This window comes from Nonomuraea angiospora (assembly GCF_014873145.1).
In the GTDB taxonomy this organism is placed as follows: domain Bacteria; phylum Actinomycetota; class Actinomycetes; order Streptosporangiales; family Streptosporangiaceae; genus Nonomuraea; species Nonomuraea angiospora.
Genome location: NZ_JADBEK010000001.1, coordinates 9,163,012 through 9,176,495 on the forward strand (window position 1 = coordinate 9,163,012; position 13,484 = coordinate 9,176,495).

Here is a 13,484-nt window from a genome sequence, read left to right on the forward strand (position 1 = left end):
GTACTGTGCCCGTATGAGTCTCGTCAGTGATTCCGCGCTCCGCCGGGCCCTCGCGCGTGCCCGCGACGGCAAGGCCCTCGACGTCACGGAGGTGACCGTCCTCCTGCACGCCCGGGGCGAACACCTCGACGCCCTGCTCGAACATGCCTCCCGCGTACGTGACGCCGGGCTGCGGGCGGTCGGCCGCGAAGGGATCATCACGTATAGCAGGAAAGTGTTCATCCCGTTGACCCGGCTCTGCCGGGACCGTTGTGGCTACTGCACCTTCGCGACCGCGCCGCACAAGCTGCCCGCCCCGTTCCTGAGCCCTGACGAGGTGCTGGAGATCGCCCGGCAGGGGGCGGCCATGGGGTGCAAGGAGGCGCTGTTCACGCTGGGGGACCGGCCTGAGGACCGCTGGCACCAGGCGCGCTCGTGGCTCGACGCGCACGGCTATGACGACACCCTTTCCTACGTGCGGGCCATGGCGATCAGGGTGCTGGAGGAGACCGGGCTGCTGCCGCACCTCAACCCGGGGGTGCTGACCTGGCGTGACCTGCAGCGGCTCAAGCCCGTCGCGCCGTCCATGGGGATGATGCTGGAGACGACGTCGCGGCGGCTGTTCGAGGAGAAGGGGGAGGCCCACTACGGGTCGCCGGACAAGGACCCGGCCGTCCGCCTGCGCGTCCTGGAGGACGCCGGACGGACGAACGTGCCCTTCACCACCGGGATCCTGATCGGCATCGGCGAGACCGTCGAGGACCGGGCCGAGTCGATCTTCGCGATCCGGCGGGTGGCGCGCGAGTACGGCGGGATCCAGGAGGTCATCGTCCAGAACTTCCGCGCCAAGCCCGACACGGCGATGCGGGGGCTGCCGGACGCGTCCCTGGAGGAGCTGGCGGCCACGATCGCGGTCGCGCGGCTCGTGCTCGGGCCCCGGGTCCGCATCCAGGCCCCGCCCAACCTGGTGGACTCCGAGTACGCGCTGATGATCCGGGCGGGGATCGACGACTGGGGCGGGGTGTCGCCGCTCACGCCCGACCACGTGAACCCCGAACGGCCCTGGCCGCAGATCTCCCTCCTGGAGGACCGGACCGCCGAGTCCGGGTTCCAGCTCCGGGAGCGGCTGACGATCTATCCCGAGTACGTGCTGGCCGGGGAGCCGTGGCTCGACCCCCGGCTCTTCGCCCACGTGGCCGCCCTGGCGGATCCCGTCACGGGGCTCGCCCGGCCTGACGCCGAGCTGCGGGGGTTGCCGTGGCAGGAGCCGGACGGCGGGTTCGCGTCGGCGGGGCGGGTCGATCTGCACGTGGAGGTTGACACGTCGGGGCGCACGCACGATCGGCGGGACGACTTCGACCACGTCTACGGCGACTGGACCGCCCTCCGCGACCGCCTCACCCCACCCTCCTCCACCCCCGCGCCGTCGCCCACCGCGTCGTCGGAGGGCGAGGCGGCGGGCGGCGTGGCGGCGGGCGGCGCTTCGGACGGCGCCTCGCTCACCGGCGCCGGTGCGGTGGGTGGTGGGACGCCCGGGGAGGTACGGCGGGCGTTGCGGAGGGCGGCGGCCGATCCGGGTGGGTTGAGTGACGCCGAGGCCGTCGCGTTGCTGGCCGCCGAAGGCGAGGCGCTGGACGAGCTGGCCGCCATCGCCGACGACCTCCGCCGGCAGGCCGTGGGCGACGAGGTCACCTACGTCGTCAACAGGAACATCAACTTCACCAACGTGTGCTACACCGGCTGCCGCTTCTGCGCCTTCGCCCAGCGCAGGACGGACGCCGACGCGTACACCCTGAGCCTGGACCAGGTGGCGGACCGGGCGCAGGAGGGGTGGGACGCGGGCGCGACCGAGGTGTGCATGCAGGGCGGCATCCACCCCGACCTCCCCGGCACCGCGTACTTCGACCTGGCCAAGGCGGTCAAGGAGCGGACGCCCGGGATGCACGTGCACGCGTTCTCCCCGATGGAGGTCATCAACGGGGCCAGCCGCACCGACATGTCCATCCAGGCGTGGCTGGAGGCGGCCAAGGAGGCCGGGGTCGACTCGCTGCCCGGGACGGCGGCCGAGATCCTGGACGACGACGTCAGATGGGTGCTGACCAAGGGGAAGCTGCCCGCGAAGGAGTGGGTGGAGGTCATCACGACGGCCCACAAGGTGGGCATCCCGACCACGTCCACCATGATGTACGGGCACGTCGACAACCACTTGCACTGGGTCAGGCACATCAAGCTGATCCGCAGCCTCCAGGAGCGGACCGGCGGGTTCTCCGAGTTCGTGCTGCTGCCGTTCGTGCACACCAGCGCCCCCATCTACCTGGCCGGCGTCGCCCGCCCGGGCCCCACGGCGCAGGAGAACCGGGCCGTGCACGCGCTCGCCAGGATCCTCCTGCACGGCGCGATCAAGAACATCCAGTGCTCCTGGGTGAAGCTCCGTGACGACCTGTGCCGCCAGGTGCTCCAGGGCGGCGTGAACGACCTCGGCGGCACCCTCATGGAGGAGACCATCAGCCGCATGGCCGGCTCGGAGAACGGCTCGTACAAGACGATCAGCGAGCTGCGCGAGATGGTCGAGGTCACCGGCAGGCCGGTCAGGCAGCGCACCACCGAGTACGGCGTCCCTACGGACGAACGGCTCGCGGCGTCCGAGGCCAGCGACGGCGTGTGCAAGAGCGTCAGGAGGGTCCTGCCGATGGCGTAGTTGTAACATGTTCTAACAAGGCTTGCGCGCGCCATGGGAGGCGCTGGAAGAATCATCACTCCCCTGGGAGAGAGGTTCACCGTGCGGTTAGGTCGGCACCGCGCTCCGCTGCCCGCTGAGCAGCGCCGTAGGAAGGCTTTGCGGCGCGGCACGCTGGCGGGCCTGACCGCCGTGGCCATCGTGGCCGCCGGCCTCGTCGTGGTGTTCGGCGGGGGCGGGCTGCTGTGCAGCACACGAGAGCCTGTTCTGGTCAGCGTCGCGGCGGCCGTCGATGTGGCCCCGGCGGCCATGGAGGCCGCCGAGCGGTTCAACGAGACGAAGACGTCCGTGGGCGGCCGGTGCGTGCTGGTCCAGGTGACCGAGCAGTCGCCGGCCACCGTCCTGCGCACGCTGATCGGCGACCGCGCGGGCGTCCTGCGCGAGCGGCCCGACGGCTGGATCGCGGACTCGTCGGCCTGGATCAGGCTGGCCCGCCAGCAGGGCGCGAGCGCGCTGCCGGCCGGTGAGAGCGTGGTGGCGACCTCGCCGCTGGTGTTCGCCACCCGCTCGTCGCTGGCCCAGCGCTTCTCCGTGGGCAGGACCGAGATGAACTGGCGGATGGTCTTCCCCGCGACCGTGCGCGGGCGGCTGACGCCGAACTCGGACGAGCCGGACATCGTACGCGTGCCAGACCCGTCGCTGGCCGGGGCGGGCATCGCGACCGTGGCCGCCGCCAGGGACGTCGTCGGCACGGGGCCGGAGGCGGACAAGGCGCTGACCGCGTTCGTACGGTGGGCGCAGGCCGGCTCCGCCCCCGACTACCGCAGCATGCTGGCGGCGGTCGACGACCACACGTTCTGGCAGCGTCCGGTCGTCATCGTCCCCGAGCAGTCGGTCTGGAACCACAACCTGCGACCCTCCGCCGACCCGGTCGTGGCGCTGCACCCGCGCGAGGGCACGATCAACCTCGACTACCCGTACGTCGTCACCGCGACCGACCCCACGGTGGCCGAGGCGTCCACGGTCTTCGCCGACTGGCTGAAGGGCCCGCAGGCGCAGGAGATCGTCCGGCGGGCCGGGTTCAGGTCGGGCGACGGCATCCTGGGCCCGATCTCGCCGGGGCCGCAGATCCCCTCGGAGACCCCGAAGACCAGGTCGTCGGTGTCGTCGCAGGACATCGACGAGGCGCTGCGGGCCTGGAGCCGGCTGGCCCCGCCGACGAACATCCTCGTCCTGGCCGACACCTCCAAGCACATGGCCGAGTCGCTGAACGGCACCACCAGGATCAGCATCGCGCTGGACGCGGCCAAGATCGGGCTGCAGCTCTTCCCGGACTCGACGCACATGGGCCTGTGGGAGTTCGCCGAGGGGCTGGGCGGCCTCAAGCCCTACCGGGAGCGGGTCGGGCTCGGCCCCATCAACGAGCCCCAGTCCGGCCAGGTGGTACGCAAGAGCCGCCTCGCCGAGCTGACCGGCACGATCGCCGCCCATCCCACCCTGGACAGCTCGCTCTACGACGCGATACTCGGCGGCTTCCGCAAGATGACCAGCGAGTACCGCGAGGAGATGAACAACGCGCTCCTGGTGATCACGGCCGGCCAGGACGACGGCAAGGGCACGAAGCTGCCGGAGCTCCTCGACAAGCTGCGGCACGAGTGGAACCCCGACAAGCCCATACAGATCATCATCATCGCCTTCGGCAAGGGCGTCGATCACGACAGCCTGTCGCGGATCACGGCCGCCACGAACGGCTCGCTGCACGAGGCGCAGGAGCCGGGGGAGATCATCGACGTCTTCCTCGCCGCCCTGGCCCGCCGGCTCTGCCACCCCACCTGCAAGCCGGCCCCATGAGAAAGGGGGCGCTCCTGGCGGAACGCCCCCTCCTGACGGGTCAGACGCGCTGCCAGAGCGCCGGTACGTTGGGCGGCTCCCAGCCGGCCAGCGCGGTGTGGGCCTGGATGCAGCGGTACGTGACGCCGTTGTAGGTGACGGTGTTGCCGACCGCGTACGCGGTGCCGGCCTTCCACGTGCCCGACGGCGTCGTGGGAGTGGGCGTGGGCGTCGGGTTGGGGGTCGGCGTGACGGTCGGGGTGGGCGTGGGGTTCGGGTTGCCACCGCCGCCGATCTGCAGGTCGATGCACGAATAGAAGGCGTTGGCGGTGTCGGAGATGTTCCAGATCGCCAGGACCTTCTGCCGGCCCGAGTAGCCGGACAGGTTGACCGTGTGCGCGACCGTCGCGGGAGGCTGCTGACCGTTGCCGTTGAAGACGGCGACCCGCGTGTTGCCGATGTAGTACTCGTAGTTGAGCGTGGCGTGCCTGGCGGTGAACGTCCAGTTGAAGGTCACCGTGGTGCCCACCTGGGCGGCCGGCCACGGCTTGCTCTCGTCGCTGAGCTGCGCGAACTGCGACAGGTTGGCGTGGCAGTTGCGCAGCCCCTTCGGGCCCTCCACGCTCTGCGGCTCGTAGATGATGTTGCCGCAGTTGGGGACCTTGCCCTGGGCGCAGTTGGCCTGCCGGCTGGGCGGGGAGTTGACGTAGCCGTGCGCGAACGCCGGCGTCGTGTTGAACAGCGTGGTGGCGACGGCGATCACCACCACGGCGACCAACGTGAGCGTCCTTCTCATGAAGTTGCTCCTTCACATGGGGGGATGCCCCAAATGTAAAGGAAACTTTCCTAACGGTAAATGCCCGCCTGACCGGCCTTTTCGGGCTGCGTCAGCGCGTGAGGATGAAGTCGTCCGGGTCGCGGGGCGCGCGGTCGCGCGGCGGGGCGGCAGCGTGGCCGACGGCCACGCAGCCCATCGGGTCCCAGGAGCCGGGCAGGTCGAGCACCTCGCGGACGACCGGGCGGCAGAACATCGTGGACGACACCCACGCCGAGCCCAGCCCCTCGACGGCGAGCTGGATGAGGAGGTTCTCCACCCCGGCGCCGGCTGCCGCGACGAACATCTCCCGCTCCGCCGCGTTGCGCCGATCGTCGCGGTAGGTGTGGGAGCCCTCCGTCACCAAGCACGGCACGATCAGGCAGGGCGCCTCGCGCAGCACGTCGCCCCGCCTGATCCGCTCGGCGATCGACTGCTCGGTGAACCCGTCGCCGCGCAGGTCCTCGATCCACGCCTCGCGCATGGCGTCGAGCAGCTTGGCGCGCGTCTCCGGCGACTCGACCAGCACGAACCGCCAGGGGGTCGTGTGGTGCGGCGCGGGCGCGGCGATGCCCGCCGCGACCGCCCTGCGGACCTTCTCCGGATCGACCGGCCGGTCCGAGAACTCCCTGACGGTACGGCGCGCGAACACGACATCCCGCGACCCGTAGCGGAACAGGTCGTCGTCGGCCCGCCGCACCAGCGGCCTGACCCCGGGCCCGTCGTCGTCGATGACCAGGTGGGACAGCCCGCGCACGATCGCCACCGGGACGCCGCCGAGCTTGCCCTTGACCAGCTCGGCCGCGCCCGCGATCTCGTCGGCCAGCGCGGTGACGGTGGCGCTGAGCGCGTTGCCGTAGCCGTCGGAGGTGCCACGGAAGTCGTCGAGCGGGCTCATGCCCGCCACTCCGATGGCCACGTCGGTGAGCCCCTCGCGCCACGGGCGGCCGAACGTGTCGGAGACGATCACGCCCGCCCGCACGGCCAGGCCCTTCCTGATGCGCCTGGCCGAGGCGTCGGGGTCTTCGGGCAGCAGGAGCACGGTGCCCGGCTCGGTGTTGGAGGCGTCGACCCCGGCGGCGGCCATGACGAAGCCGTGGCGGGTCTGGGAGATCACGGTCTCGCCCCGCCTGGCGACCACGCGCTCGGTCTCGTCCTCGATGGCCTTGGTGCGGTCGGGGGCCCGGCGGACGCGGCCCTCGGCCTTGCTGACGATCTTGGACGTGACCACCACGATGTCGCCGTCCCGCAGGCCGGCGTCCTTGAGCAGCGCCGCGACGTCGTCGCCGGGGCGCACCTCGCCGATGCCCTCGACGGCGATCACCTCGAAGCGCCGGGGGGCTGCGGTCATCGGGCGAGCTCCTGGGCCAGGTCGAGCGCGGTGCGGGCGATGTCGGCGGCGGCGTCGGCGTCGTGCATGAGGATCGGCCGGGCGATCACCCGTACGCCGTCGAGCGCGACCCCTTCGTCCTCCTCCGCCACCAGCCACCCGTCGATCAGCTCCGAGCCGTAGAGGTCGAGCACGGCCTGCGCGGTCGTCTCCACCCCGATGGCGGTCAGGCACGCGTCGGCCATGCCCCTGACCGGAGCGCCGCCGATGATGGGCGAGACCCCGACCACGGTCTTGGGCAGCAGGGCGTCGCGGATGCCCGGGACCTGGAGGATCGTGCCGATGCTCACGACCGGGTTGGACGGCGGCAGGATCACCACGTCGGCCTGCTCGATCGCGTCGAGCACGCCCGGCGCGGGCCTGGCCGTGTCGGCCCCCACCAGCGCGAACGACTGCGCCGGGACCGAGGCGCGCAGGCGCACCCACCACTCCTGGAAGTGGATGGCGCGCTTGCCGTTCTCGTCCTCGATCACCACGTGGGTCTCGCAGCGGTCGTCGGACATCGGCAGCAGCCGCACGCCGGGCTGCCAGCGCGCACACAACGCCTGCGTGATCTGGGACAGCGGGTAGCCGGCCTCCAGCATCTGCGAGCGCACGATGTGGGTGGCGAAGTCGCGGTCGCCGAGCCCGAACCACTGCGGCTCCACGCCGTACGCGGCCAGCTCCTCCTTGACGACGTGGGACTCCTTGGCACGCCCCCAGCCCTGCTCCTCGTCGATGCCGCCGCCCAGGGTGTACATCACGGTGTCGAGGTCGGGGCAGACCCGCAGGCCGAACAGGGTGATGTCGTCACCCGTGTTGCCGATGACGGTGATGGTGGCATCCGGCGCGGTCGCGCGCAGTCCGCGCAGGAAACGGGCGCCGCCGATGCCGCCCGCGAGTGACACGATGTGCATGCCGCCAGTCTTCCATCGGCCCCTGACAACCCCGCCTCGGGTGTGGTTTTACCCCACTTGTTATGAGAGAAGTGCCAGGTGTAGGCCGAATTGGGATGCAGGAGGTTCCTGGGACTCCCGCCGCCCAAGTCAGTCATGTGGCAAACTCCCTTCGGGCTAAAGGGTCCAATGGGGGTACATGTGAGCAAATTTGACGTCGCCCGGCTGAAGGAGCCGGGCGCATGGATCATGCTCGTCCTCGGCTTGCTGACCGTGCTGCTGACGGTCGGCGACGTCCTGGTCGGCTCGTCGTTGTCCCTGACCAGGCGGGCGGCGGCGAACGTCCTGGACCTCACGAACCCCGTCGTGCCCGCGCTGCTGCTCGGAGCCGTCCTGCTGGTCACCAGGGTCGGCGAACCGTCGCCCAAGGCCAAGCCGATCATGTACGGGTCGGCGGTCGGGCTGGTGCTTGCGACGGTGTTCGGCATGCTGTCGCTGATCCTCGGCCTGTTCTCCGGGATCGGGGCCTGGCCGACGATGCAGCTGGTGCTCCTCGGCGTGCCGTCCCTCGCGCTGACCGCCGTCGCGCTGGTGTACCTGCTGCCGCAGATCCTGCCGGAGCGGCCCGTCGCGCAGGTCTACCACCACCCGAACCTCGGCCAGCAGGCGCCCTGGCAGCAGCCCCAGCAGTTCGGCCAGCCCGACCAGGCCCCCGGCTTCGGGCAGCCCGAGCAGCCGCACCAAGGCCCCGGTTTCGGGCAGCCCGAGCAGCCGCACCAAGGCCCCGGCTTCGGGCAGCCCGAGCAGGCTCCCGGCTTCGGCCAGGCCCCTTACGGCCAGCAGCCGCCCTCGGGCGCGTACGGCCCGCAGCCCGGCACGCAGCCGGGCTTCGCCCAGCAGCCGCCGTCCGGCCAGCAGCCCGGCTACGGGCAGCAGCCCCCTTCCGGCCAGTACGGCCAGCAACCTCCGTCGGGCCAGTACGGCCAGCAGCCGCCGAGCTTCGGCGGCCAGCCCGAGCCCCAGGCCGCACAGCCGGAGCCCCAGGCCGCCGCCATGCAGCAGCCCCAGCCGCACGTGATCAGAGGCGCCCTGCCCGCCGCCCCCTCGGACCAGAGCCAGCCCGAGCAGCCCTACTCCGCGCCCGGCTTCGGCCCCTCGGAGCAGAGCCAGCCCGACCAGTCCTTCACCCCGCAGGGCTTCGGTCAGCCGGAGCAGGGCCAGCCCGAGCAGCCCTTCGCTGCCCAGGGCTTCGGACCGGGCCAGCCTGACCAGCCCTACTCCTCGCCGAGCTTCGGCCAGCCAGACCAGGGCCAGCCCGAGCAGCCCTTCGCCCCGCAGAGCTTCGGGTCAGGCCAGCCTGATCAGTCCTTCGCCCCGCAGGGTTTCGGTTCGTCGGAGCAGAGTCAGCCCGAGCAGCCCTTCGCCCCGCAGAGCTTCAGGTCAGGCGAGCCCTATTCCCCGCCGAGCTTCGGCCAGCCGGAGCAGGGCCAGCCGGACCAGCCCTACGCCCCGCAGAGCTTCGCCCCGTCGGCCTACGCCCCCGCCGACACGGCCCCCTCAGGCCAGGAGTACTCCACCCCGCCGGCCGTCGAGTACCAGCCCGCCCCGTACGTCCCGGCCGACAGCCAGCCGAGCGCCTACGGCCAGCCCAGCCCCAACCCGTACGCGCCCCCCGGGACCGACCAGCCCAACCAGTACGCCCCGCCTGGGACCGACCAACCCAACCCGTACGCCCCGCCCGCGGACCAGCAGCCCAATCCCTACGCTCCGCCCGCGGACCGCCCGAACCCGTACGCGCCCCCGGAGGCCGCGCCCAACGCGTTCGCCGACCAGGCCTTCCCGACACCGGCCGGCGACACCGCGCCGAGCGTCCCCTATCCGCCGGCCGCCGAACAGCAGCAGCAGCCGTACTTCGGCCAGAGCGCCTTCGACCAGCAGGGCGGCCAGCCGTTCACCGGCTACTCGGGCCGCGAGTACGCCACCCCGCCCGCGTACCAGGAGCCCGACCCGCCCGTGGACCCGCGGTCCCAGCAGCTCATGGACGCCTACCAGCAGGCGGAGACGTACCAGCACTCCACCGGCCAGCACTCCACGGCCCAGCACGCCCCAGGCCAGCACTCGACGGGCCAGCACTCCACCGCGGGCACCCAGCCGGAGCTGCGCGTGCCCGACTACTCCAGCCAGGCGCCCAGGCCGTACGACGACCCGTTCGGCCACCCCCAGCACCTCCAGCAGGGTGGCTACGAGCCCCAGCAGGGCCAGTACCAGCCCACCCACCAGGCGCCCCAGCAGCAGCAGCCCTGGCCCCACCAGGCGGAGCCCGTCGGCGACGCGACCATGCGGCTCGACTCCACCCCCTTCGGCGGCGGCTACGGCGCCCGCCCGGGAGACGACCCCATCGACCCGACGGCCATATACACCCCGAACGAGCCCCGCAGGTAACGGACCGGTAATGAACGACTAGAGAGAAGGTGGGCCCTGGGCGGGTGTCTATCCCGCCCTGGTACGGTTCGGACCGCTGACAGGTTGAACGAGCCTTACGACGCCGCGCGCAAAAGGGTGTCGGCCGGGCGTGAACATCACATGCCAAGCACACCGGGGCGAGCTCTGGTCTTTCCCCGGATAGCTGCATGCCGCTTGACGTCAGCTACAGCACACGCGTGTAATTACAACCATGTTGTTACGCCTTCCGATGGGTGGGTAATAAGGAAGGCGTCCATGGGGGGCTCCATTGCGGGCGGGCGGCAGGGAGGTGTGCAGTGACCGATCCGGTCATCGCACAGGATCAGCTTGACGCTGAAGAACTCGGCTGGCAGGAGCGCGCGTTGTGCGCGCAGACGGATCCGGAGGCGTTCTTCCCGGAGAAGGGCGGCTCCACCAGAGAGGCCAAGAAGGTCTGCCGATCGTGCGAGGTCCGTGCAGAGTGTCTTGAATACGCACTCGAGCACGATGAGCGGTTCGGCATCTGGGGTGGGCTGTCGGAGCGGGAGCGCAGACGGATCAAGCGCCAGGCCGTTTAGGTATATGGGCGGAAGGGTCACGCGGTCGAACGCGTGACCCTTTTCGCATCCGCTGTCCCGGCTGTCACAGGTATGTGGTGGGCGCGCCTGCTCTACCCCCTCAGGAGCATCTGCCCATGTCACGTCCCTATGTGACCGCGATCGTCGTCGTTCACGACGGCGCGCGCCGGCCGGGGGAGACGAGCGCAGGGACCTCCGCAGTGCGAGGCGCTTCGCGCGGATCGGCTCCGGGCAGCGCCTCCCAAGGGGGCCCGCCCCTTTTCGATCCCGCAACGGCGAGGTCCTCGCACGTGGGGCGTGCTTCGCGCGATGGAGCGCTCGGGCAGCGCCCTGCGGGGGCAAGCCCTCACACCCCCGGTGAGGAGGACTCCCGGCCCCGTTCCACCGTGGAAGGTCTTTGGCACTTCGGCCGGCGCGGAGCAGGACACGGACTACTGGATGATCGGGCCCAAGGCCAGGAGAAATGAGTCGCCAGAGCGTGGACGAGGACCGTACCGTCATGCTCTATGAGGCTCCTCTCCGTCAATGTCGGCAGGCCCCGCCCCAACCCGTGGAAGGGCCTGAGCGCGACGGGCATCGACAAGCGGCCCGTTCCCGGCCCGGTCGCCGTGAGCGCCCCCGGCCCGAAGGGCACCGGTGAGGTCGGTCTCGCCGGCGACCGGGTGTACGACGTGCAGCACCATGGCGGGGTCCACCAGGCTGTCTACGCCTACGCCCGCGAGGACCTCGACACCTGGCAGGCTGAGCTGGACAGGCCGCTCTCCAACGGTGTCTTCGGGGAGAACCTCACGACCCTCGGTCTGGACGTCAACGGTGCCCTGATAGGGGAGCGTTGGCGGATCGGGCCGGAGGTTGTGCTGGAGGTGGCGTGCGCGCGGATCCCATGCGGGACCTTCCAGGGCTGGCTGGAGCGTGACGGCTGGATCAAGCGTTTCACCCAGGCCGCACGGCCCGGCGCATATCTGCGCGTGATCGAGCCCGGCGACATCAGCGCCGGCGACCCGGTCGAGATCGTGCACCGGCCCGATCATGATGTGACCGTCGCGCTCGTCTTCCGTGCGATGACCCTGGAGCCGGAGCTACTGCCACGGCTGCTGGTCGCCGAGGCACTGCCTCCGGAGGAGAAGGAAGCGGCCCGCAGGCGCTCCGCGTAGACACCGCCCGTCCGCGTTCCGACGTGATCGCTCCCCAGCGCCACGAGCGCGGCCAGTCGCCGCCCTGCGGACCGCGCGGACTCCGGCAGCGGCGGTTGGAAGCGGGCATCAGGCAAACCGGTACAGCGGAACCGAAGGAGGTGACAGACACTCACACCCCCTTACCTGATCCGTTCGAGCAGGTGAATGGTCACGCTGTCCCCAGGCCCCTTCCCGATCAGCTCCCGGACGTCGTTCTTCACCGGCAGCTTGTGCGTGCCGTCCCCCAGAGCCATGAACGAGCTCCGGAACGGGTGACCGTCGATGGTCCCCCGGATCTTCACCAGTCCGCGAGTGCCGAAGAACTCGGCGGACCCGGGCATCACGACGTACGTCCACCCACCCTTGTTCGGGCTCTTCACCAGGGTCGCGGTGAACTCCTTGTCGAGCTCCTGGACCACGTCATCCGCTCGCGTGACACCACTCATCTCCGGTTCCCCTCTCCGCTATTGGACGATCTCGAGGCCGTTGCCGTCCGGGTCCCGAAGGGCGAACATCGGCGGGACGCCCTCCCATTGCAGCAGTTCGTCCACGTCGGCCCCGCGAGCCACCAGCTCCTTGTGCAGGGACACCGCGTCCGCCGTGCTGAGCCGGATGCCCGTCTCGACTCCGGCCGCCGTCCCAGGAGCCGCCAGGATCAGCGCGATCGTGGTGGTCGCTCCCGGCGGCGCCACCTCGATCCATCGCCCGCCGAGCTGTTCGACGGGCGCGTCCAGCCGCTTGTCCAGTCCCAGTGTGCCCACGTAGAACTCGACGGCCCGGTCCTGGTCGGTGACGGGGACTCCTACGGTCCTGACGCCGGTGACCCCGTTACTCACTTGCTCGCCCACTTCGGGCCTCCTGTCGTTCGGTTCACTTGGTTGGACTCGTGAACCGCACAAGACTCATCGCCCGGCCGAGATGCCGTCTCTTCAGCTGTGGTGACCTGTAGCGTGCGAGCGGCCTGACAGCCGACCCCGCCTGGGGGTGTGGCACTTGCCCCCTTGGGAGGCGATCCGCGCGAAGCGCCCCGCTTGGCGGAGGCCCGTGCTCTTCCCCAGGAGGTCCGTACGGGGGTCAGCGGCGGTCGTCGTAGCCGGGGTCGACGGTTTCGGGGGAGAGGCCCAGGAGGGTGGCCACCTGTTCCACGACCGTGTCGTGGACCATGGCGCCCAGGGTGTCCCGGTCTCTGGCGCGGGCTTCGAGCGGGCGGCGGTAGACCACGATCGACGCCGGGTTCTGGCCGGTCGCGGCGTCGGCGCGGCCGAAGGGGATCGGGTCGGTGCCCAGGCTGGGGCCGTCGCCGAGCTCGCTCAGCGGAGGGACCTCCTCCACCGCGAACTCCACCGCCGACAGCTGGCGCTCCCAGCGGGGGCGGAGGCGGTCGACCGCGTCCAGCACGAGGTCGTCGAAGCGCTCGCTCCGGGACTTGGCCATGGGCACGTGGGAGGGGGCGAGCGGGCCGCGGAGGCCACGACCGTGGCGATCGCGCCGTCTGGGACCGCGCTTCTGTGTCACGCAAGCAAGTGTACGGGGATGGCCTGTCGATTCTGGGGAACGGTGTCACCTCTTCGCGCCTCTGGGTGATGTTCCGAGGTTCTGGGTGGTTGCCGGCACCGTGAGCGGTCCGGCGTTCGGGTGGGGTGGCGGGGGATCTCCCCCGGGTCTGGTGCGGCGTTGCCACTCCCCACCGCGCGTCGATCCCCTTAGGCTCTGATCAAGCGTCA

General features: G+C 70.9%; 11 protein-coding genes. 5 read left to right on the forward strand and 6 right to left on the reverse strand.

Going from position 1 to position 13,484, the window contains the following annotated elements:
• Nucleotides 1-13 precede the first annotated feature (13 nt).
• Both H4W80_RS42300 and H4W80_RS42305 read left to right on the forward strand, forming a co-directional pair.
• Complete coding sequence (locus H4W80_RS42300) at nucleotides 14-2,677, forward strand: bifunctional FO biosynthesis protein CofGH (RefSeq protein ID WP_192790190.1); 2,664 nt, start codon at nucleotides 14-16, stop codon at nucleotides 2,675-2,677.
• A 138-nt stretch (nucleotides 2,678-2,815) separates the two neighbouring features.
• Nucleotides 2,816-4,507 (forward strand): substrate-binding and VWA domain-containing protein, encoded by a 1,692-nt coding sequence (locus tag H4W80_RS42305; protein WP_225963956.1) that lies wholly within the window; start codon nucleotides 2,816-2,818, stop codon nucleotides 4,505-4,507.
• Between the two features lie 40 nt (nucleotides 4,508-4,547).
• On the opposite strand, the gene H4W80_RS42310 is transcribed toward H4W80_RS42305, so the two are convergent.
• The 3 genes from H4W80_RS42310 to cofD all read right to left on the reverse strand — a co-directional run bounded on the left by H4W80_RS42310 (nucleotide 4,548) and on the right by cofD (nucleotide 7,586).
• Nucleotides 4,548-5,282 (reverse strand): lytic polysaccharide monooxygenase, encoded by a 735-nt coding sequence (locus tag H4W80_RS42310; protein ID WP_192790192.1) that lies wholly within the window; start codon nucleotides 5,280-5,282, stop codon nucleotides 4,548-4,550.
• A 91-nt stretch (nucleotides 5,283-5,373) separates the two neighbouring features.
• Nucleotides 5,374-6,651 (reverse strand): coenzyme F420-0:L-glutamate ligase, encoded by a 1,278-nt coding sequence (locus H4W80_RS42315; RefSeq protein ID WP_192790193.1) that lies wholly within the window; start codon nucleotides 6,649-6,651, stop codon nucleotides 5,374-5,376.
• The gene (gene cofD / locus H4W80_RS42320) at nucleotides 6,648-7,586 is read right to left on the reverse strand and encodes a 2-phospho-L-lactate transferase (RefSeq protein ID WP_192790194.1); all 939 of its coding nucleotides are present in this window, start codon (nucleotides 7,584-7,586) and stop codon (nucleotides 6,648-6,650) included. Before cofD ends, H4W80_RS42315 begins: the two co-directional genes overlap by 4 nt.
• A 180-nt stretch (nucleotides 7,587-7,766) precedes the next feature.
• On the opposite strand from cofD, the gene H4W80_RS42325 reads away from it, so the two are divergent.
• From H4W80_RS42325 to H4W80_RS42335, 3 genes are all read left to right on the forward strand, one after another.
• Nucleotides 7,767-10,007: a hypothetical protein gene (locus tag H4W80_RS42325; RefSeq protein ID WP_192790195.1), complete on the forward strand. Its 2,241-nt coding sequence runs from the start codon at nucleotides 7,767-7,769 to the stop codon at nucleotides 10,005-10,007.
• 317 nt (nucleotides 10,008-10,324) lie between these two features.
• Nucleotides 10,325-10,585, forward strand: a complete 261-nt coding sequence (locus H4W80_RS42330; protein WP_020546325.1) for a WhiB family transcriptional regulator — start codon at nucleotides 10,325-10,327, stop codon at nucleotides 10,583-10,585.
• Between the two features lie 506 nt (nucleotides 10,586-11,091).
• Nucleotides 11,092-11,739, forward strand: a complete 648-nt coding sequence (locus H4W80_RS42335; protein WP_192790196.1) for an MOSC domain-containing protein — start codon at nucleotides 11,092-11,094, stop codon at nucleotides 11,737-11,739.
• Between the two features lie 161 nt (nucleotides 11,740-11,900).
• Here the strand turns inward: H4W80_RS42335 and H4W80_RS42340 are convergent, their stop codons facing one another.
• The 3 genes from H4W80_RS42340 to H4W80_RS42350 all read right to left on the reverse strand — a co-directional run bounded on the left by H4W80_RS42340 (nucleotide 11,901) and on the right by H4W80_RS42350 (nucleotide 13,275).
• A complete protein-coding gene (locus tag H4W80_RS42340; RefSeq protein WP_192790197.1) occupies nucleotides 11,901-12,206 on the reverse strand; it encodes a DUF1905 domain-containing protein in 306 nt (101 codons plus the stop codon).
• 18 nt (nucleotides 12,207-12,224) lie between these two features.
• Nucleotides 12,225-12,608 (reverse strand): VOC family protein, encoded by a 384-nt coding sequence (locus tag H4W80_RS42345; protein WP_192790198.1) that lies wholly within the window; start codon nucleotides 12,606-12,608, stop codon nucleotides 12,225-12,227.
• 226 nt (nucleotides 12,609-12,834) lie between these two features.
• The gene (locus H4W80_RS42350; protein WP_185070974.1) at nucleotides 12,835-13,275 is read right to left on the reverse strand and encodes a metallopeptidase family protein; all 441 of its coding nucleotides are present in this window, start codon (nucleotides 13,273-13,275) and stop codon (nucleotides 12,835-12,837) included.
• Between the last annotated feature and the right edge of the window lie 209 nt (nucleotides 13,276-13,484).

Coding starts and splice junctions, on each gene's coding strand:
- H4W80_RS42300 (WP_192790190.1), top strand. CDS start 14: ATGAGTCTCGTCAGTGATTCCGCGCTCCGCCGGGCCCTCGCGCGTGCC.
- H4W80_RS42310 (WP_192790192.1), bottom strand. CDS start 5,282: ATGAGAAGGACGCTCACGTTGGTCGCCGTGGTGGTGATCGCCGTCGCC.
- H4W80_RS42315 (WP_192790193.1), bottom strand. CDS start 6,651: ATGACCGCAGCCCCCCGGCGCTTCGAGGTGATCGCCGTCGAGGGCATC.
- cofD (WP_192790194.1), bottom strand. CDS start 7,586: ATGCACATCGTGTCACTCGCGGGCGGCATCGGCGGCGCCCGTTTCCTG.
- H4W80_RS42335 (WP_192790196.1), top strand. CDS start 11,092: ATGAGGCTCCTCTCCGTCAATGTCGGCAGGCCCCGCCCCAACCCGTGG.
- H4W80_RS42340 (WP_192790197.1), bottom strand. CDS start 12,206: ATGAGTGGTGTCACGCGAGCGGATGACGTGGTCCAGGAGCTCGACAAG.